The following is a 17,298-nucleotide window of genomic DNA, read 5'->3' as shown; positions in this document are numbered from 1 at the left end:
GCTTACCCTTTGGGGTTGGCGAGCGCGTCGCGCAATCCCAGGTGGACGGTGAACGGTTCGAAGTCCTTGTCGGCGTGGAGCAGCGGCAGGTCGTTGCGGATGCAGAAGGTGGCGATGAGGGTGTCGATGGTCTTGCGTACGGTGATGCCCCGTTTGCGCAGTGTCCGGTAGTGGTCGGCGGCGAGCAGGGCGGTGTCGCGGTCGACCAGTTGGTAGAGGGTGACGGTGGTCAGCAGCCGTTTCGCGGTGGCGTAGTGCCGGTCGTCGCGGAACCCTTGGAGCACCTCGGTGAGGATCAGGTCGCCTGCGGCGACCGGATGGGTGCCGAGCAGGCGGTCCAGGTGATCGGTCTGTAAGGTGGGGCGGCCGTTGAAATAGTCGATCCAGACGCTGGAATCGACCAGGATCAACGATCCCGCCTCGCCTCGTCCAGGTCGCCTTCCCACTTCAGCTTGCCGCGGAAGGCGCGGATCTCCTCTTCCCGTTTGAGCTGAATCAGGGTCCGCAGGCCCTGCTCCACCACCTCGCGCTTGCTGCGGGCGCCGGTCAGCTTGAGGGCATCGCTCATCAATTCGTCGCTGATTACGATGTTGGTGCGCATCGGGAGGTGCCTATGTGTATTGATTGCTGATTTATTACACATTAAGGCCCGGGGGATGGGAAAAGTCAATCGATAGGCCCTTTCGTGCGGACGGGGGATAATGGCGCCCATGGCCAAGATCAAGACCCAATACAGCTGCCGCGAATGCGGCGCGCTCTCCAGCAAATGGGCGGGGCAGTGTCCCGACTGCGGGGCGTGGAACACCCTGGAGGAGAGCGCGGTGGCGCCGGCCTCGCCGAAGGGGGGGCGCTTCTCGGGCTATGCCGGTACGGCCGGGGCGGTGGCGGTGCAGCCGCTCTCCGAGGTGGTGGCGACCGAGGAGGCGCGCATCGCCACCGGTATCGGCGAGCTGGACCGGGTGCTCGGCGGCGGGCTGGTGGCCGGTTCCGTGGTGCTGATCGGCGGCGATCCGGGGATCGGCAAGTCGACCCTGCTGTTGCAGGCGTTGACCGGCCTCGCCGAGAACCTCGCGACCCTCTACGTCACCGGCGAGGAGTCGCCGCAGCAGATATCCATGCGCGCCCAGCGGCTGGGGGCGTCGGGCTCGCCGCTGCGGCTGGTGGCGGAGACCGGGGTGGAGCGGATCCTCGCCACCGCCGAGGTGGAGCGACCGCAGGTGATGGTGGTGGACTCGATCCAGACCATCTTCACCGAGCAGTTGCAGTCGGCCCCCGGCGCGGTGGCCCAGGTGCGCGAGAGCGCGGCGCAGCTGGTGCGCTACGCCAAGCGCAGCGGCACCGCGCTGTTCCTGGTCGGTCACGTCACCAAGGAGGGAACCCTGGCGGGGCCGCGGGTGCTGGAGCACATGGTCGACACCGTGCTCTATTTCGAGGGCGACAGCTCCAGCCGCTATCGGGTGGTGCGCGCCTTCAAGAACCGCTTCGGCGCGGTCAACGAGCTGGGGGTCTTCGCCATGACCGAGCGCGGGCTCCACCCCGTGGCCAATCCTTCGGCGATCTTCCTCTCGCGCCATGAGGAGCCGGTGGCGGGGTCGGTGGTGATGGTTACCCGCGAGGGGAGCCGGCCGCTGCTGGTGGAGGTGCAGGCGCTGGTCGACGAGTGCCGCGGCGGCAATCCGCGGCGGCTCACCCTGGGGCTGGAGCAGAACCGGCTCTCCATGCTGCTGGCGGTGCTGCACCGTCACGGCGGGGTGGTCACCTACGACCAGGACGTCTTCGTCAACGTGGTCGGCGGGGTGCGGGTCAACGAGACCGGCGCCGATCTGGCGGTGCTGCTGGCGGTGCTCTCCAGCCTGCGCGACCGGCCGCTGCCCCACGAGCTGGTGGTGTTCGGCGAGGTCGGGCTGGCCGGTGAGATCCGCCCGGTGCCGAACGGTCAGGAGCGGCTCAACGAGGCGGCCAAGCACGGCTTCACCCGCGCCATCGTGCCCAAGGCCAACGCGCCGAAGAAGGGGGTCAAGGGGATGGAGGTGATCGCCGTCCAGCGCCTCGCCGAGGCGCTGGATCAGGTGTGATGGTGGGTGCGACTGTCAGACGGATCGCTGTTGCAGGTCAAAGGCAAAAGGCAAAAGGCAAAAGGTCAAAGGACCTTCGGTCAGCGCTATCCGATCTTCGGCGCGGTGCCGGTCGGGAGCCGAAGAGAGGGTTCGGTATGGCCTCTCTTTCCTTTGACCTTTGACCTTTAACCTTTTGCCTTTCACCTGAAACGCCGGTACACCGTTTGGCGTCGGTCGCCTCTCGGGCGGCTCTCGTTGCCTATCCCGCAGTCAGTTCGGAGAGCTCGCGGTCGACCAGATCGGGATCGCCGGTGTTGAGTTCGATCAGCCGGCGCAGGTGGCTGAAGCTGTCGACGTCGATGTCCTTCCAGGTGGCGCCGATCTGGCCGCGCTCGCGGTGGGCCACCTCCAGCTCCATGTGGATCCCCTCGGGGTCGTCGCCGAGCGGCAGGCTGAGGGTGAGCGGGCCCTCCATAACGAACTCCTCGGGCTCGATCAGCAGCACGCCCTTCAGCGAGATGTCGATCAGACGGGTGGTCCAGCGCCGCTCGGGGGTACCGAGGGTGGCCTCGGCGTCGAACAGGATACGATGGAAGTGGCGGCGTTCGTGGTCGCTCATGGGCGTTTGTTCCTCTTCTCCGGAGCCGTTTTCTTTCCCGGATTATAGGGCCTTTGGAGGGCGACGGGTTACGCGTCGTCCTGTTGCCGGCGGAAACGGATGATATGGCGGCGCTGCTGCTTGTCGGGACGGCGCTCGGGCGTGGGGTTGGCGGCGCGCTCCAGCTTGAGCTGTTCGGCGAGCCGTTCGCGCTTCAGGCGGCTCTCCTCCCGCTCCGCGTAGAGCAGCGCCGCCTCGCGCGCCGGTCCCCGTTTGCCGGAGAGCGCGCGCACCTCGATAACGAACTGGTAGGGGCCCTTGGTGATGGTCAGCTCATCTTCGATCGCCACCGGGCGGCTCGGTTTGGCCCGCGTGCCATTGACGTGGACGTGCCCCCCCTGCACCGCCTCGGCGGCCAGCTGGCGGGTCTTGAAAAAGCGGGCGGCCCACAGCCACTTGTCGACGCGGATCTTCTCGTCGCTCATTCCAGCAGCTCGGTGTCGTCGTGGGCGTAGGGCGGGGCACAGCAGCAGAGGATCTTCAGCGGGCCGTCGCCGCGGTTTGCGACGCGGTGGGGGGTGCCGGGGGGGATCGCCACGGTGTCGCCGGGCTCCACTTCGAAGCGCGCCTCGCCGAGGGTCATCACGCCGCAGCCGGCGGTGACGTGGTAGAGCTCTTCGCTGCGCCGGTGGCGGTGGAGGAGGGTAGAGGCGCCGGCCGGGACGATGGCCTCGGCGAGGCTCTGCAGATGGCTGCCGTGGTGGGCCCCGTGGAGGGCGGGGTGCATCAGCTCGCGGATCTCGGAGCCGTCCTTGGTGGTGTACGGGGTGGCGTCGCGGTAGCGGCTCTTCATTGTCGGGTGACGGGGTTGCAGGTTGGTATCAGGTTGCCACGCTTCCTGTCACCTGTCACCTGTGGTCGGCTCACTCCTCGCCGAGCACCTGGAGCAGCGCCCGCCGCCGCTCCGTGGGCCAGCCGGAGACGATCTCCATCACCCGGCGCAGATCGGCCGGCATGGCGTTGTATTCGCCCGTCGGCTCCGAGGCACCCCGGTGCATCGGGCCATTCCCCTTGGCCAGCCACTCGTAGTTGACCCGCAGCACCTCGGTGAGGGCGTCCATGTTGGCGTGGCTGGGCAGCACCTTGGGGCGGGTCTCCCACTGGGCGATGGCGCTGCGGCTGACGCCGACGCGGGCGGCCAACTCGTCCTGGGTCAAGCCGGCCTCTTTCCGTGCCGCGCGGATGCGTTTTCCGATTTCCATGTCCTAAGGTTATTGAGGCTAACATCCGGTTGCAACGTTATTTTTGTTGACTGTTCGAGTTATCCGTTCTAACGTGGAAGTTATCGGATCATAATGTGTGCCTGGAGGCGGCATGAAACTGGCTGACTATCTGGATCGGGAGGGGATGACCCACGCCGATTTCGCGGCGAAGTTGGGCGTCTCCCGCTCGGCGGTGACCCAGTGGACCAACGCGATGACCCTGCCCACCGGTGAGCGGATGGTGCTGATCCACCGCTTGAGCGGTGGCGCGGTGGGGCTGGAGGATTGGCCGTTGCCGGAGGAGCGCGGGCGGAGGGTTGCGCGGTAACGCTGCCGATCTCGCGGGTAAGGGACAGCGCTGGTGTTGCCGCGGTATGCTCATGTCCCATGAACCGTATCACACCCTCCGGCCGCGGCACCGGCGCCAATCCGGCCGGCCGCTTCGCCGGCCGGTGGGCCGAGCCGGAAGATGACGGCTGGAGTGGGCTCGACGAACCATCGTCGCCGCTGCGCACCACGCTTACCGAGGAGCGCGCACGCACCATCCTCTCCCACAACCGCTCGCCGGACGTCCCCTTCTCGGCGTCGATCAACCCCTACCGGGGCTGCGAGCACGGCTGTATCTACTGTTACGCCCGTCCGACCCACGCCTACCTCGACCTTTCGCCCGGTCTCGACTTCGAGTCGCGGCTGTTCGTCAAACGGGAGGCCCCGCAGCTGCTGGAGGAGGCGCTGCGCCACCCCCGTTACCGCTGCGAGCCGATCGCCCTGGGGGCCAACACCGACGCCTACCAGCCGGTGGAGCGCTACCAGCGGGTGACCCGCGGGGTGGTGGAGGTGATGGCACGCTTCCGTCAGCCCTTCACGGTGGTCACCAAGTCGGCCCTGGTGGAGCGGGAGCTGGATCTGATCGCCCCGCTGGCGGCGCAGGGGGTGGCCGGGGTGTGCATCTCGCTGACCACCCTCGACCGTGCCCTGGCCCGCCGTCTGGAGCCCCGCGCCACGGCGCCGCAGCGACGGCTGGAGACGATCCGCCGGTTGAGCGAGGCGGGGGTGGCGGTGGGGGTGCTGGCCGCGCCGATCATCCCGGGACTCAATGACCAGGAGCTGGAGTCGCTGCTGGCGGCGGCCCGCGAGGCGGGGGCGCGGTTCGCCCGCTATCAACTGGTGCGCCTGCCGTTCGAGGTGGAGGGGCTGTTCGAGCAGTGGCTGGCCGAACACCACCCGCTGGCCGCCGAACGGGTGATGGGGCTGGTTCGCGAGTGCCATGATCAGCGGCCCCACGACACCCGCTTCGGCCTGCGCATGCGCGGCAGCGGCGCGGTCGCCGAGTTGATCGCCCAGCGTTTCCGGCTCGCCTGGCGGCGCCTCGGCTTCGTCGATCCGCCGCCGCTGCGCTGCGACCGTTTCACCGTCCCGCCGCGCAGCGGGGATCAGATGGGGCTGTTTTGATTCCGGGGTGGCGCGAGGTTCGAGAGTGCCGGTCAAAGGGCAAAGGTCAAAGGTCAAAGGTCAAAGGTCAAAGGTCAAAGGTCAAAGGTCAAAGGTCAAAGGGCCTTCGTTCGGCGCAATCTGCTCTTCGAGGCCATATGGGTCAAGGGGGGGGCATGGGTGGGACGGCACGGCCCCATGCCTTTCGCCTTTAACCTTTCGCCTTTAACCTTTCGCCTTTAACCTGAAGCCACCTGGGGCGGTTTGCCCTTCCATCTGCGTTAAAATGCCCCCTGGTCTGGCGAACGGGTGGGTGTGATGGCGCAATGTGCGGATGTGGTGGTGGTCGGTGGCGGGCTGATCGGGATGTTGACCGCCCGCGAGCTGGCCCTGGCAGGGGCCTCGGTGCGGCTGCTGGAACGGGGTCGCACCGGCCGCGAGTCCTCCTGGGCCGGCGGCGGCATCGTCTCCCCCCTCTATCCCTGGCGCTACGCCGACGCGGTCACCGCCCTGGCCCGCTGGGGGCAGCTCCACTACCCGGCGCTGGCCGAGCGACTGGCCGCGGAGAGCGGCATCGACCCCGAGTTCACCCGTAGCGGGCTGCTGATCCTCGACCTGGAGGAGCGCGCCCGGGCCCTCGCTTGGGCGGCCGGTCACGAGGCGCGGCTGGAGGAGGTGGCGGGGCGTGCGCTCCGCGACGTGGAGCCGCGGCTGGCGGAGGGATTCGAACGCGGGTTGTGGCTGCCGGAGGTGGGGCAGCTGCGCAACCCGCGGCTGCTCAAGGCGCTGCGCCACACCCTGGCGCCCTGCGGGGTGCGGGTGGAGGAGGATTGCGAGGTGACCGGCCTGGTGGTGCGCGGCGAGCGGGTGGTCGGGGTGGAGGGCGCCGCCGGCCGGGTCGACGCCGAGCGGGTGGTGGTGGCCGGTGGCGCGTGGAGCGCCGGGCTGCTGGAGGGATTCGGGGGCGAGGTGAAGGTGCGACCGGCCCGCGGCCAGATGATCCTCTTCAAGACCGTCCCCGGCCATCTGCAGCGGATGGTGATGCGCGAAGGACGCTACCTGATCCCGCGGCGCGACGGGCGGGTGCTGGCCGGTTCCACCCTGGAGTACGTGGGCTTCGACAAGTCCACCACCGAACAGGCCCTGGCGGAGCTGTCGGCCGCCGCCCACGCCCTGCTGCCGAGTCTCGGCCAGTTCGCCGTGGAGCACCACTGGGCGGGATTGCGCCCCGCCTCCCGTTCCGGCATTCCCTTCATCGGCGAGCATCCCGCGGTCGGCGGCCTCTATCTCAATACCGGCCACTTCCGCAACGGCGTGGTGCTGGGGGCCGCCTCGGCACGGCTCGCCGCCGACCTGGTGCTGGGACGCGAGCCGATCCTCGATCCCGCCCCCTACGCCCTTGGTGCCGAGCGCGGCGAGGTGGAGTTCTGAGATCGGCCGATCTTCCTATTTCATATCGAAACGGTATACTTTTACCCCATGAACGCCATCCACCCCCATCGGCCCGCCCCCCGGCAGGGGATCGTCGAGCTGCTTCAGGCCCACGACATCGTGCCTACCCAGCAGCGGGTCGAGATCGCCCGGTGGCTCTTCTCCGAGCCGCGCCACCTCTGCGCCGAGCAGCTGATCGGCCTGGTCGGCGAGGCCGGCTGCCGGGTCTCCAAGGCGACCGTCTACAACACCCTCGGGCTGTTCGTCGGGCGCGGCCTGGTGCGTGAGCTGATCGTCGATCCCGAGCGGGTCTTCTACGACACCTCCACCCACCACCACCACCACTTCTTCAACGTCGATACCAGCGAGTTGATCGACATCCCCGAGGAGGCGCTGGCCATCGCCCATCTGCCGGAGGCCCCCTTGGGGACCGAGACCACCGGCGTTCAGGTGATCATCCGCATCCGCAATTCGCGCCAGTAAGGGCCCGCGAAAGAATAACTTCCTGCGCGGGCTAAGGTTCTCACGGTCTGCCCTTGCGCGGACGGAGCAGCGCGGCGCCGAGGGATTCTCCCTTCGCCAGCAGCTCCTCGAAACGGATCTTGTCGAGCGGTTTGGAGACCAGGAAGCCCTGCAACTCGTCGCACCCCTTGTCGTCGAGGAAGGTGAGCTGGTCGTTGTCCTCCACCCCCTCGGCGACCACCCGCAGCTCCATTGCCTTGGCCACCGAGAGCACCGCCGAGACGATCGCCCGGTCGTTGGAGTCCGCGGCCAGGTCGCGGACGAAGGAGCGGTCGATCTTCAGCGAGTGGAGCGGGAACTGCTTGAGGTAGCTGAGCGAGGAGTAGCCGGTGCCGAAGTCGTCGATGGAGATCGACACGCCGCGCTCGCGCAGCGCCTGCATCACCCGGATCGCCGAATCGACGTCGCGCATCACCATGCTCTCGGTGATCTCCACCTCGAAGTGCTTGGGGGCGAGGCCGGTATCGGCGAGCACCTCGTCGATCCGGTCGAGCAGCCGGCTGTCCTGGAACTCGCGGGCGGAGATGTTGACCGCCACCTTGAGGTCGTGGCCCTGGCGGTTCCACTCCAGGCAGTCGCGGGCGGCGCGTTCCATCACCCAGCGCCCCAGCGGCAGGATCAGCCCGGTCTCCTCGGCCACCGGGATGAACTCGAACGGCGGGATCACGCTGCCGTCGGGCTGCGGCCAGCGCACCAGCGCCTCCATCCCGGTGACCCGGCCGCTCTCCAGGTCGAGCTTCGGCTGGTAGTGGAGTACCAGGTCGTCCTCCTTGATCGCCTGCAGCAGCTTCGCCTCCATCGCCAGCCGTTCGCTGGTGCGGTCGTTCATCTCCTCCTGGTAGAAGCTGGCGATCCCCTTGCCCCGCTCCTTGGCGCGGTACATGGCGAGATCGGCGTTCTTGGTCAGGGTCTCGAAGTCCTCGCCGTTGTCCGGGTAGAGCGCGATGCCGATGCTCGCGCCGACGATGATGTCGTGGCCGCGGATGGTGGTCGGGATGTGCAGCTCGTCGAGCAGGTCGCGGGCGACCCGCGCGGCGTCCTCCTCCTCGACCACGTCGGTGACGATCACGGTGAACTCGTCGCCGCCCATGCGCGCCACCGTGTCGGCGGAACGCACGCAGCGGCGCAGCCGCTCGGCGACCCCTTGCAGCAGCTCGTCGCCGGCGCTGTGGCCGAGGGTGTCGTTGACGTGCTTGAAGCGGTCGAGGTCGATGAAGAAGAGCGCCAGCCGCTTGTCGTGGCGCCGCGCGGCGGCGAATTCGTGCTCCAGCCGGTCGCGGAACAGCATCCGGTTGGGCAGGCCGGTGAGCGGGTCGTAGTAGGCGAGCCGCTCCAGCCGCTCCTCGGCGTTCTTCGCCTCGGTGATGTCGGTGAAGATGCCGATGTAGTGCTCGACATTGCCGGCGCGGTTGTAGACCGCGTTGATGGTCAGCCGCTTGGGGTAGACCTCGCCGTTCTTGCGCCGGTCCCACACCTCGCCCCGCCACGCCCCGGTGTCGGCGATCCGCTGCCACATCGCGGCGTAGAAGTCGTCGTCGTGGCGCCCCGACTTGAACTGCCGCGGGTTGCTGCCGATCGCCTCCTCGCGGTTGAAGCCGGTGATCTTGGTGAAGGCGGGGTTGATGTCGATGATCGTCCCCGTCGGGTCGGTGAGGATGATCGCCTCGCTGGTGTTCTCCACCACCTTGTGGGCGAGGCGCAGGTCCTGCTCGGCGCGGCAGCGCTCGACCATCTCCTGGCGCAGCCGCTGGTTGGCCTCGCTCAGCTCGCGGGTGCGCTCGCGCACCTTGCCTTCCAGCTCCTCGCGCGCGCGCTCTTCCAGCTCGCGCAGCCGCTGCACGTTTTCCAGCTCGCGGCTACGCGACTCCTCCTCGGCGGCACGCTGCGCCTCCTGGCTCTCGACGAAGCGGGCCATGGCGGCGACCCGCATCAGGAACACCTCTTTGGGGTCGTCCTTGTAGATCAGGTCGATCGCGCCGGCCTCCAGGGAGTCCTGCACCACGTCGCGGCTCTGCGAGTGCATCACCGCCAGCAGATCGGCGGTCTCGGGGTGGGCGAGCAGTTCGCGGCAGAGATCGGCGCCGTTGCCGTCGGGCATGTGGTAGTCGATGATCGCCAGCCGCGGTCGCTCGGCCAGGGCGATCTCCAGCGCCTCGCCCATCGAGGCGGCGAGCAGTACCTGATAGCCGTGGGTCTGCAGCAGCCGCCCGTAGAGCATCCGCACCGTCGCCATGTCGTCGACGAAGAGCACCTTCATCGGACGGGGTTCCATGGCGGAGTGTGGGAAACGGCCATTGGGTAGACGGGGTACCGGTGTTCGATCCGCGCGGGTCGGTAGGGGAGGGTCGGAACGACGATATTCCCGGTCGACGCCCGACGAAACGACACGTTACTATAAGGCAAAATTAACCGCACGGTAACGTTTTCCACTACTTCATGCAGATCACCCCCCTCGATCGCAGCGCTGCCGGCGCGGCGCCGCCCGCCGTGGCAGGGGCCTCGTCCGCTCCGATCGCGGTGGTCGCCTTCGCGGCGGCGGGCGTCGCCTGCTGCCTGCCGCTGGCGGAGGTGGAACGGGTGCTCTTCCTGCCCGCCACCGATCCGCTGCCGGGGGCGCCGCGCTGGGTGAGCGGGCTGCTCCAACTGCCGGGCGAGTCGCTGCCGGTGATCGACCTGGCACTGCGTCTGGGCGCCGCGCCGGGCGCGCGCCACGATCTCGACACCCCGCTGTTGCTCTGCCGGCGCGGCGCGCTGGCCGGCGCGCTGCTGGTGGAGCGGGTGGAGGGGCTGCGCGAGCAGGTCGTCGCGGTGGCGGAGGGGGGCGGGGCGCGCAACAACCCGCTGTTTCGCGGCAGCTACCGCGACCCGCGCGGCACCCTGCTGATGCTCGAACTGGAACAGGCGCTGTCGCTGGCGGTGGAGGACCGCACCCGGCCGGTGGAGGCGTTCCTGCTGGCGGACGGCGCCCGGGGGAGGTCATGATCGACGCCGAGTGCGAGGCCGCCCTGTGCGGGCTGATCGCCGAGCGCCTCGGCATCGCGCTCCAGCCCCATCAGCTCGGCCGTCTGCACGCGTGCTGCGCCGAGGCCTTCGAGCGGTTCGCGGTGGAGGATTGCGGCGAACTGTGCGCGCGGCTGCGCAGCGCGCCGGCGGACGATCCGGTACTCGCCTATCTGGTGCGCGGGGTCACCGTCTGCGAGAGCCACTTTTTCCGTGATGCGCGGCAGATGGCGCTGCTCGAGCGGGAACTGCTGCCGGCGCTGATCGCCCGCCGCCGTGCCGCCGGCAACCTCACCCTGCGGCTGTGGAGCGCCGGCTGTTCCGAGGGGCAGGAGCTCTACACCCTGCTGCTGCTGCTCCATCGGCTGCTGCCCGACGCCCCGGCGTGGAATCTCCATCTGCTCGGTACCGACATCAACGTCAACGCGCTACACCATGCCATGGAGGGGTGCTACCGCGAGTGGTCGATGCGCGGGGTGGACGAGGCGCTGCGCGCCGCGGCGTTCGAGCGCCTCGGCGAGGGCGTGGGCGCGCGCTGGCGGTTGCGCCGGGAGCGCTTTCCGGCGCAGTTGCGCTTCCAGTACCTCAACCTCGCCGAGGCGGACTACCCGTCGGTGTTCACCGGCACCATCGGTCAGGACCTGATCCTCTGCCGCAACGTCTTCATCTACTTCGAACGGCCCACCGTGCGGGCGATCCTGGAGCGCTTCGCGCGCGCGCTGGCCGATGACGGCGCGCTGATCGTCGGCGCCTGCGACCATGTGCCGGACGGCGTGCCCGGGCTGCGTCTGGTGGCCGGCGAGGAGGCCTTCCACTTCCGGCGCGATGCGGCGGCCGCCCCGCCGGAGGCCCCGCCCGCCACCCTCGCGGGTCTGCCCTATGTCTCTCCGCTGGTTCCCCCGCCGCCGCCCTCCGCGCCGCCGGCGAAGGCCTCGGATACCCTCGGCACCCTGCTGCGCGAGGCCCACGCGCTGGCCGGCGAGGGGCGGCTGGAGGAGGCCGAGGCGGCCGCGCGGCGCGCGGTGGCCCACGACGACATGGCCCCCGACGGGCACTTCCTGCTCGCCCTGGTGGCGCTGGAGCGCGACCAGCCGCGGATCGCCGAGGGGGCGCTACGCCGGGTGCTGCTGCTCGATCGCGAGCACGCCCTTGGCCACTATCAGTTGGGCGTGCTGCGCCACCAACAGGGGCGCGCCGCCGCCGCCGCCCAGGCGTTGCAGCGCGCCCGCGAGATCATTGCCCGCCGCGACCCCGCGGCGGCAGTGGGCGAGTACGGCGACGGCATGACCTACGGCCACCTCGCCGAGCTGGTGAGCCACCAACTGGAGCTGTTCGATGAGTGAACGCCGCGCCGACGCGCCCCCCGTTGATGCCCGCGCGCTGCTCCCCGACGGGGCGGCGGCGCGCGAGGTGCTGGCGCGCCGCGCCGAGGAGTTGCTGCGCAGTCGCGGCTCCCCGGAAGAGGGGGCGGAGGAGGGGGCGCTGTTCCTGCGCGTCCACACCGGCGGCGGCGAGCGCTTCGGCCTGCCGCACCGCCACCTCGATGAGATCCTCTACCCGCGCGGCCTGCGCCGCGTCCCCGGCGCGCCGGCGCACATCGCCGGGGTGATCAACCGCCGCGGCGAGCTGCTCGCGGTGATCGACCTCAACCCGCTCTTCTCCCGCCCGCCGCAAGGGGTGGGTGAGGCGAGCCGCATCGTCGTGGTGCGTTCGCGGGCGGCGGGCGGGGCGACCGTTACCGCCGGCCTGCTGGTCGCCGCGGTGGAGGATGAGGAGCGCTATCGCGAGGACCGCCTGGAGCGCGCCTTCGCCGCCAAGACGCTCGCCGACACCGCCTTCGTTCGCGGACTTCACCAGGGCCGGGTTACCCTACTCGACCCCGACGCCCTGTTGCACGACCCCGCCCTGTGGGTCGACGATTCCAAGTGAGGAGCACGATGATGGGAGCCCACCCCGAGATTTCCACCCACGACGACCTGCTGCGGCTGGACCCCGAGGCGATCGAGCGGGCCAAGCGCTTCGTCGACTTCACCGCCAAGGACGCCGAGCTGCTGGCCGGCCTGCGCCCGGTGGTGGAGCCCCACGCCGCGGCGATCGTCGACGCCTTCTACGGGCGGATCGTCCAGTTCCCGCACCTCACCCGGCTGATCGGCGAGGCGGGCTCCAACGTCGAGCGCCTCAAGCGCACCCAGGTGGACTACCTGGTGCAGCTCTTCTCCGGCGACTACGGTCTCGACTACTTCATCCGCCGGCGCAAGATCGGCCTGATCCACAACCGCGTCGGCCTCGGCCCCGGCTGGTACCTGGGCGGCTACAGCCTCTACCGCCAACTGGTGATGCCGCTGCTGGTGGAGCACTTCGCGAAGAAGCCGAAGAAGATGCTGCGCGCCATCGCCGCGCTGGACAAGCTGCTGGCGCTCGACGCCGAGCAGGCGATCACCAGCTACATCGACAGCGTGATGCTGGACCTCGGCGCGCTGAGCGTCTCCAAGGAGGAGATCGAGCGGCAGGTCACCGACTACGGCCGGGTGATCGAGGCGGTGGCGGCGGGTGACCTCAGCCAGCGGGTGGCGGCCGAGGGGGAGGACGACATGAGCCGCCTCGGGCGCAGCCTCAACGACATGATCGGCAGCCTCGCGGTGATGACCGGCGGCATCGCCGGTGCCGTCGAGGCGATCCTCGCCTCGGTGGATGCGGTGAAGAACGCGGTGGCCGACCAGTCCTCGGGCGCCGCCGAGCAGGCCGCGGCGGTCAACGAGACCACCTCGACCCTCTCCGAGATCCGCGCCACCTCCAACCAGACCGCGGAGAAGGCGAGCGGGCTGGGGACGAGCGCCGAGCGCACCCGCGAGGCGGGCGAGCGCGGCCTGCGCATGGTCGAGGAGAACATCGCCGGGATGCAGTCGATCCGCGCCAAGGTGGAGGTGATCGCCGAGACGATCCTCTCCCTGTCGCGCCAGACCCAGCAGATCGGCGAGATCACCGGGGTGGTGGCGGGGCTCGCCCAGCACTCCAAGATGCTCGCGCTCAACGCCTCCATCGAGGCGGCCAAGGCGGGCGATTCGGGCCGCGGCTTCGCGGTGGTCGCCGCCGAGGTGAAGGACCTGGCCGAGCAGTCCGAGGAGTCCACCTCGCAGGTGCAGAAGATCCTCACCGAGATCCAGCACGCCACCGACCGCGCGGTGATGGCCACCGAGGAGGGGACCAAGGGGGTCGACCAGGGGGTCGAACTGATGGGGCGCACCGGCGAGGTGGTGCGCGACCTCCAGGGGGTGATCCAGCAGTCGGTGCTGGCCAGCCAGCAGATCGTCGCCGCGGTGCGCCAGGAAGCCGTGGGGGTCGATCAGGTGGCCACCGCGATGGGCGAGATCAATCAGGTCACCGGCCAGTTCGTGGCGGCCACCAAGCGCACCTCGGAGGCCAACGAGGAGCTGAGCCGGCTGGCCGCGCGGCTCGGTGAGATGGTGCAGCGGTTCAAGTCCTGATGGGGCGCCGCGAGCCGCGCTGGGGTACCTAGCCGATGGAACTCGACGCCGACTTCCTCGAACAGCTGCTGGGGGTCTTCCGCACCGAGCTGGAGGACCAACTGGAGCTGATCGTCGACGGGTTGCTGACCCTGGAGAAGGGGGTCGGGGGCGAGCAGCGCCACGAGGTGCTGCACCGCATCTTTCGCGCCGCCCACAACATCAAGGGGGCGGCGCGGGGGGTGGAAATGGGGCCGGTCTCCGAGGTGGCACACACGCTGGAGAGCCTGTTCAGCGCCCTGGAGAAGGGCAACCGCGCCCCCTCGTCGGCGCTCATCACCACCGCCCTGGAGGGGGTCGATACGCTGCGTCGGCTGGGCGCCGAGCTCGCCCCGGGGGAGGCTGCCCCGGAGGCGTTGACCGCGCTGGTGGCGCGCCTGGAGGCGGCGGCGGAGGAGAAGGAGGCGGGGGCGGCGGCGGCTCCGGCCGCCGAACCGTCCGTGGCAGAGCCGCCGCCGTCGGTGGTTGAGGAGCCAGTCGTCGTCGATACGCCGCCCGCCGAAATGGTCGGCGTGGAGACGGAATCGCCCCCCGCGGAAGAGGCCCCCGAGACTGTCGAGGCGGTGCCGCCCGCCGCGCCTCCCGCCCCCGCCGCGGAGTCCCAGCCGCCCGCCGCGCCCCCCGACGGGCGCACCCTGCGCGTCTCCACCGCCAAGCTCGACGAGGCGGTCGCCCTCGCCGAGGAGCTGCAGATCACCAAGCTGCAGATGGAGGGGCTGCGCGGCGAGGTGCGCGCCCTGGAGGTGGGAGTGAGCGAACTCGAGCGGCTGATGAGCGCGCTGCCCGCCGGCGGCGCCCCGCCGGAGGGCGAGGCGTGGGGCCGTTTCATCGACAACGCCCCGCCCCTGCTCGGCGAGGTGGCACGGCGGGTCGGTGAACTGCGGCGCGGCTTCAACGCCCGCACCAAGCGGTTGGAGTTTCTCGGCGGCGGCCTCCAGGAGAGCCTGCGCATGCTGCGCCTGGTGCCGTTCTCCACGGTGGCCCGGCCGCTGGCGCGCAGCGCCCGCGACATCGCCGTGGAGCTGGACAAGCGGGTCGAGCTGGTGGTGCGCGGCGAGGAGATCGAGCTCGACCGCTACGTGCTGGAGCAACTGCGCGCGCCGCTCACCCACCTGCTGCGCAACGCCGTCGACCACGGCATCGAGGGGCGCGAGGCGCGCCTCGCCGCGGGCAAGCGTGAGGAGGGGCGGCTGGAGCTGGAGGTCTCCGGCGAGCGCGGCTGGATCCACCTCACCCTGCGCGACGACGGCCGCGGCATCGACCTCGAACGGGTCGCCGCCAAGGCGGTGGAGCGGGGACTGATCCCGGCCGCCGAGGCGCAGGCCCTCGACCGGGCGGGACGTCGCGACGAACTGCTCGAACTGATCTTCCTCCCCGGCTTCTCCAGCCGCGATGCGGTGACCGCGCTCTCCGGGCGGGGCGTCGGCCTCGACGTGGTGCGCACCAACCTGCGCGAGATCCACGGCCGGGTGTGGGTCGAGAGCCGCCCCGGCGAGGGCTGCGCCTTCCACCTCCAGGTGCCGCTGACCCTGGCCACCGACCACGGCCTGGTGGTGCGCGTGGCCGGCGAACCCTACGTGCTGCCGATCACCAACGTGGAACGTATCCGCGAGGTGGCGGAGACGGAGCTGGGGGTGCTGGAGTCGAGTCCGGTGGTGGACCTCGACGGCCGGCCGGTGCCGCTCTACGACCTCGCGGTACTGCTCGGCGTGGGCGAGACGGCGCGCCTCGCCGGCCACCCGTTCAACGTGGTCTTCCTCGCCAAGGGGGGGCAGGGGGTGGCGCTGACGGTGGAGGAGGTGATCGGCGAGCAGGAGATCGTGATCAAGCCGTTCCGCCCGCCGCTGGTGGCGGTGCGCCACTTCAAGGGGGCATGCCTCGACCGCCACGGCGAGATCGTCCTGGTGCTCGACCCGGGCAGCCTGGTGGCGGGGGCCAGCGGCGGCGCCCCGGCGCGCCTCGCCGCGGCGCCCGCCGTGCGCCCGCCCGAGCGCCCGCGCATCCTGGTGGTGGACGACTCGATCACCACCCGCACCCTGGAGAAGAACATCCTCGAGAGCCGCGGCTACCGGGTGACCCTGGCGGTGGACGGGATCGAAGGGTGGCGCGCGCTGGCCGCCGAGCCGGAGGGGGCGGGCGGGCTGCCGTTCGAGCTGGTGATCAGCGACATCGAGATGCCGCGGATGGATGGCTTCGAGCTGACCGCGGCGATCCGCGAGGAAGCGCGCTTCGACGACCTGCCGATCATCATCGTCTCCTCGCTCGCCAGCGACGAGAACAAACGCCGGGCGATGGCGGCGGGGGCCGACGCCTATATCGTCAAGGGGGAGTTCGACACCGCCACCCTGGTGGCGATGGTGCAGGAGATGCTGGGTGAATCGACGATAGCGAGGGAGCGCGAACGATGAGTGGTGAACTACGGGTATTGGTGGTCGAGGACTCGGCGGTGGTGGCGATGCTGCTCAAGGCGCTGCTCGCCAGCGAGCCGGGCATCGAGGTGGTGGGGGTGGCGCGCGACGGCGCCGACGGGGTGCGGATGGCCCGCGAGCTGCGCCCCGACGTGATCACCATGGACATCCGCATGCCGGTGATGGATGGCTTCCTCGCCACCCGCGACATCATGGCCAGCGTGCCCACGCCGATCGTGGTGATCAGCTCCAGCGTCGACGCCGAGGAGCTACGGATCACCTTCCGCGCCATCGAAGAGGGGGCGCTGGCGGTGTTGGAGAAGCCCCACGGGGTCGGCCACCCCGACTTCGAGCGGGAGCGGCGGCGGATCGTCGAGACGGTGCGCGCGATGGCCGAGGTGAAGGTGATCCGGCGCATCGCCCGGCCGCGCCTTGGTGAGCCGGCCATCGCGCCCACCGCGCCCACCGGGGGCGGCGGGCGGGCGTTCGAGCTGCTCGCCCTGGCCGCCTCCACCGGTGGTCCCCAGGTGCTCAAACTGGTGCTCGACGCGCTGCCCGCCGACTTCCCGCTGCCGGTGGTGGTGGTGCAGCACATCTCCCCCGGCTTCGTCGACGGCATGGTGAGCTGGCTCGACCAGACCAGTCCACTCACCGTGCGGGTCGCCCGCGACGGCGATCCGCTACGCCCCGGCGGGGTCTTCTTCGCCCCCGAGGGGCGCCACCTGGAGGTGCGCCGCGACGCCGCCGGCGGCCTGGTTGCAGCCGCCGTGGCGGGGCCCGAGGAGAACTACCACTGCCCGTCGGCGGACCCGCTGCTGCGCTCGGTGGCCGCGGTATGCGGTCCCCGCGCCGTCGGCGGGGTGCTCACCGGCATGGGCGACGATGGCGCCCGCGGGCTGCTCGCCCTGCGCCAGGCGGGGGGCGCCTGCTTCGTCCAGCAGGCGGAGAGCTGCGTGGTCGCGGGGATGCCGGACAGCGCCGCCGCCCTCGGCGCGGCCGAGCAGAGCGTCCCGCTGGAGGGGCTCCCGCGCTTCCTGTTGGGGCGCTGTGTGGGCGCGGGTTGAT

Annotated in this window: 18 protein-coding genes; 11 read left to right on the top strand and 7 right to left on the bottom strand. The window is 70.3% G+C overall.

The window, feature by feature from the left end:
• Positions 1-2 precede the first annotated feature (2 nt).
• Both vapC and ACYQ2W_RS17170 read right to left on the bottom strand, forming a co-directional pair.
• Complete coding sequence (vapC, locus tag ACYQ2W_RS17175) at positions 3-410, bottom strand: type II toxin-antitoxin system VapC family toxin (RefSeq protein WP_459869734.1); 408 nt, start codon at positions 408-410, stop codon at positions 3-5.
• Positions 407-601, bottom strand: coding sequence for a type II toxin-antitoxin system VapB family antitoxin (locus ACYQ2W_RS17170; protein WP_459869732.1), 195 nt, complete (start codon positions 599-601; stop codon positions 407-409). The genes vapC and ACYQ2W_RS17170 overlap by 4 nt, the downstream gene beginning before the upstream one ends.
• Positions 602-710: 109 nt before the next feature.
• Here ACYQ2W_RS17170 and radA point away from each other — a divergent pair, with 109 nt between their 5' ends.
• Positions 711-2,075 carry a DNA repair protein RadA gene (gene radA, locus ACYQ2W_RS17165; protein WP_459869729.1) on the top strand — a complete coding sequence of 455 codons (1,365 nt, stop codon included), beginning with the start codon at positions 711-713 and terminating at the stop codon, positions 2,073-2,075.
• A gap of 241 nt (positions 2,076-2,316) precedes the next feature.
• Here the strand turns inward: radA and ACYQ2W_RS17160 are convergent, their stop codons facing one another.
• The 4 genes from ACYQ2W_RS17160 to ACYQ2W_RS17145 form a co-directional block, all read right to left on the bottom strand.
• Complete coding sequence (locus tag ACYQ2W_RS17160) at positions 2,317-2,676, bottom strand: PilZ domain-containing protein (RefSeq protein ID WP_459869726.1); 360 nt, start codon at positions 2,674-2,676, stop codon at positions 2,317-2,319.
• A 68-nt stretch (positions 2,677-2,744) separates the two neighbouring features.
• Complete coding sequence (locus ACYQ2W_RS17155) at positions 2,745-3,140, bottom strand: RNA-binding S4 domain-containing protein (RefSeq protein ID WP_459869723.1); 396 nt, start codon at positions 3,138-3,140, stop codon at positions 2,745-2,747.
• Positions 3,137-3,508, bottom strand: a complete 372-nt coding sequence (locus ACYQ2W_RS17150; protein WP_459869720.1) for a cupin domain-containing protein — start codon at positions 3,506-3,508, stop codon at positions 3,137-3,139. The genes ACYQ2W_RS17155 and ACYQ2W_RS17150 overlap by 4 nt, the downstream gene beginning before the upstream one ends.
• A gap of 70 nt (positions 3,509-3,578) precedes the next feature.
• Complete coding sequence (locus tag ACYQ2W_RS17145) at positions 3,579-3,917, bottom strand: helix-turn-helix domain-containing protein (RefSeq protein ID WP_459869718.1); 339 nt, start codon at positions 3,915-3,917, stop codon at positions 3,579-3,581.
• A 112-nt stretch (positions 3,918-4,029) separates the two neighbouring features.
• Between ACYQ2W_RS17145 and ACYQ2W_RS17140 the strand changes: the two genes are divergently transcribed.
• The 4 genes from ACYQ2W_RS17140 (at position 4,030) to ACYQ2W_RS17125 (ending at position 7,262) form a co-directional block, all read left to right on the top strand.
• Positions 4,030-4,245, top strand: a complete 216-nt coding sequence (locus tag ACYQ2W_RS17140; RefSeq protein WP_459869716.1) for a helix-turn-helix domain-containing protein — start codon at positions 4,030-4,032, stop codon at positions 4,243-4,245.
• 59 nt (positions 4,246-4,304) lie between these two features.
• Positions 4,305-5,369, top strand: a complete 1,065-nt coding sequence (locus ACYQ2W_RS17135; protein ID WP_459869713.1) for a PA0069 family radical SAM protein — start codon at positions 4,305-4,307, stop codon at positions 5,367-5,369.
• Positions 5,370-5,666: 297 nt separating this feature from the next.
• A complete protein-coding gene (thiO, locus tag ACYQ2W_RS17130) occupies positions 5,667-6,779 on the top strand; it encodes a glycine oxidase ThiO (protein ID WP_459869711.1) in 1,113 nt (370 codons plus the stop codon).
• A 48-nt stretch (positions 6,780-6,827) separates the two neighbouring features.
• Positions 6,828-7,262: a Fur family transcriptional regulator gene (locus ACYQ2W_RS17125; protein WP_459869709.1), complete on the top strand. Its 435-nt coding sequence runs from the start codon at positions 6,828-6,830 to the stop codon at positions 7,260-7,262.
• A gap of 40 nt (positions 7,263-7,302) precedes the next feature.
• On the opposite strand, the gene ACYQ2W_RS17120 is transcribed toward ACYQ2W_RS17125, so the two are convergent.
• Positions 7,303-9,558 carry a two-component system response regulator gene (locus ACYQ2W_RS17120; RefSeq protein ID WP_459869706.1) on the bottom strand — a complete coding sequence of 752 codons (2,256 nt, stop codon included), beginning with the start codon at positions 9,556-9,558 and terminating at the stop codon, positions 7,303-7,305.
• A gap of 179 nt (positions 9,559-9,737) precedes the next feature.
• On the opposite strand from ACYQ2W_RS17120, the gene ACYQ2W_RS17115 reads away from it, so the two are divergent.
• The 6 genes from ACYQ2W_RS17115 to cheB are packed head-to-tail and all read left to right on the top strand — an operon-like array spanning position 9,738 to position 17,297.
• On the top strand, positions 9,738-10,283 hold the full coding sequence (locus tag ACYQ2W_RS17115; protein WP_459869703.1) for a chemotaxis protein CheW: 546 nt from the start codon (positions 9,738-9,740) through the stop codon (positions 10,281-10,283).
• Positions 10,280-11,644 (top strand): CheR family methyltransferase, encoded by a 1,365-nt coding sequence (locus ACYQ2W_RS17110; RefSeq protein WP_459869700.1) that lies wholly within the window; start codon positions 10,280-10,282, stop codon positions 11,642-11,644. The genes ACYQ2W_RS17115 and ACYQ2W_RS17110 overlap by 4 nt, the downstream gene beginning before the upstream one ends.
• The gene (locus ACYQ2W_RS17105; protein WP_459869698.1) at positions 11,637-12,230 is read left to right on the top strand and encodes a chemotaxis protein CheW; all 594 of its coding nucleotides are present in this window, start codon (positions 11,637-11,639) and stop codon (positions 12,228-12,230) included. Before ACYQ2W_RS17110 ends, ACYQ2W_RS17105 begins: the two co-directional genes overlap by 8 nt.
• A gap of 11 nt (positions 12,231-12,241) precedes the next feature.
• The gene (locus tag ACYQ2W_RS17100) at positions 12,242-13,786 is read left to right on the top strand and encodes a methyl-accepting chemotaxis protein (RefSeq protein ID WP_459869695.1); all 1,545 of its coding nucleotides are present in this window, start codon (positions 12,242-12,244) and stop codon (positions 13,784-13,786) included.
• A 35-nt stretch (positions 13,787-13,821) separates the two neighbouring features.
• Entirely contained in the window at positions 13,822-16,233 is a 2,412-nt protein-coding gene (locus tag ACYQ2W_RS17095; protein ID WP_459869692.1) for a hybrid sensor histidine kinase/response regulator, read from the top strand.
• Positions 16,230-17,297: a chemotaxis-specific protein-glutamate methyltransferase CheB gene (cheB, locus tag ACYQ2W_RS17090; RefSeq protein ID WP_459869688.1), complete on the top strand. Its 1,068-nt coding sequence runs from the start codon at positions 16,230-16,232 to the stop codon at positions 17,295-17,297. The genes ACYQ2W_RS17095 and cheB overlap by 4 nt, the downstream gene beginning before the upstream one ends.
• Position 17,298 lies beyond the last annotated feature (1 nt).

The sequence above is a fragment of the Endothiovibrio diazotrophicus genome, from assembly GCF_054657215.1.
Note: the sequence above shows the minus strand (reverse complement) of the source record. Positions and strands in the feature narration are given on the sequence as shown.

Excerpts from the sequence above, each read along its gene's own strand:
- ACYQ2W_RS17170 (WP_459869732.1), bottom strand. The coding sequence starts at position 601 with ATGCGCACCAACATCGTAATCAGCGACGAATTGATGAGCGATGCCCTC.
- radA (WP_459869729.1), top strand. The coding sequence starts at position 711 with ATGGCCAAGATCAAGACCCAATACAGCTGCCGCGAATGCGGCGCGCTC.
- ACYQ2W_RS17160 (WP_459869726.1), bottom strand. The coding sequence starts at position 2,676 with ATGAGCGACCACGAACGCCGCCACTTCCATCGTATCCTGTTCGACGCC.
- ACYQ2W_RS17155 (WP_459869723.1), bottom strand. The coding sequence starts at position 3,140 with ATGAGCGACGAGAAGATCCGCGTCGACAAGTGGCTGTGGGCCGCCCGC.
- ACYQ2W_RS17150 (WP_459869720.1), bottom strand. The coding sequence starts at position 3,508 with ATGAAGAGCCGCTACCGCGACGCCACCCCGTACACCACCAAGGACGGC.
- ACYQ2W_RS17145 (WP_459869718.1), bottom strand. The coding sequence starts at position 3,917 with ATGGAAATCGGAAAACGCATCCGCGCGGCACGGAAAGAGGCCGGCTTG.
- ACYQ2W_RS17140 (WP_459869716.1), top strand. The coding sequence starts at position 4,030 with ATGAAACTGGCTGACTATCTGGATCGGGAGGGGATGACCCACGCCGAT.
- ACYQ2W_RS17135 (WP_459869713.1), top strand. The coding sequence starts at position 4,305 with ATGAACCGTATCACACCCTCCGGCCGCGGCACCGGCGCCAATCCGGCC.
- thiO (WP_459869711.1), top strand. The coding sequence starts at position 5,667 with ATGGCGCAATGTGCGGATGTGGTGGTGGTCGGTGGCGGGCTGATCGGG.
- ACYQ2W_RS17125 (WP_459869709.1), top strand. The coding sequence starts at position 6,828 with ATGAACGCCATCCACCCCCATCGGCCCGCCCCCCGGCAGGGGATCGTC.
- ACYQ2W_RS17120 (WP_459869706.1), bottom strand. The coding sequence starts at position 9,558 with ATGAAGGTGCTCTTCGTCGACGACATGGCGACGGTGCGGATGCTCTAC.
- ACYQ2W_RS17115 (WP_459869703.1), top strand. The coding sequence starts at position 9,738 with ATGCAGATCACCCCCCTCGATCGCAGCGCTGCCGGCGCGGCGCCGCCC.
- ACYQ2W_RS17110 (WP_459869700.1), top strand. The coding sequence starts at position 10,280 with ATGATCGACGCCGAGTGCGAGGCCGCCCTGTGCGGGCTGATCGCCGAG.
- ACYQ2W_RS17105 (WP_459869698.1), top strand. The coding sequence starts at position 11,637 with ATGAGTGAACGCCGCGCCGACGCGCCCCCCGTTGATGCCCGCGCGCTG.
- ACYQ2W_RS17100 (WP_459869695.1), top strand. The coding sequence starts at position 12,242 with ATGGGAGCCCACCCCGAGATTTCCACCCACGACGACCTGCTGCGGCTG.
- ACYQ2W_RS17095 (WP_459869692.1), top strand. The coding sequence starts at position 13,822 with ATGGAACTCGACGCCGACTTCCTCGAACAGCTGCTGGGGGTCTTCCGC.
- cheB (WP_459869688.1), top strand. The coding sequence starts at position 16,230 with ATGAGTGGTGAACTACGGGTATTGGTGGTCGAGGACTCGGCGGTGGTG.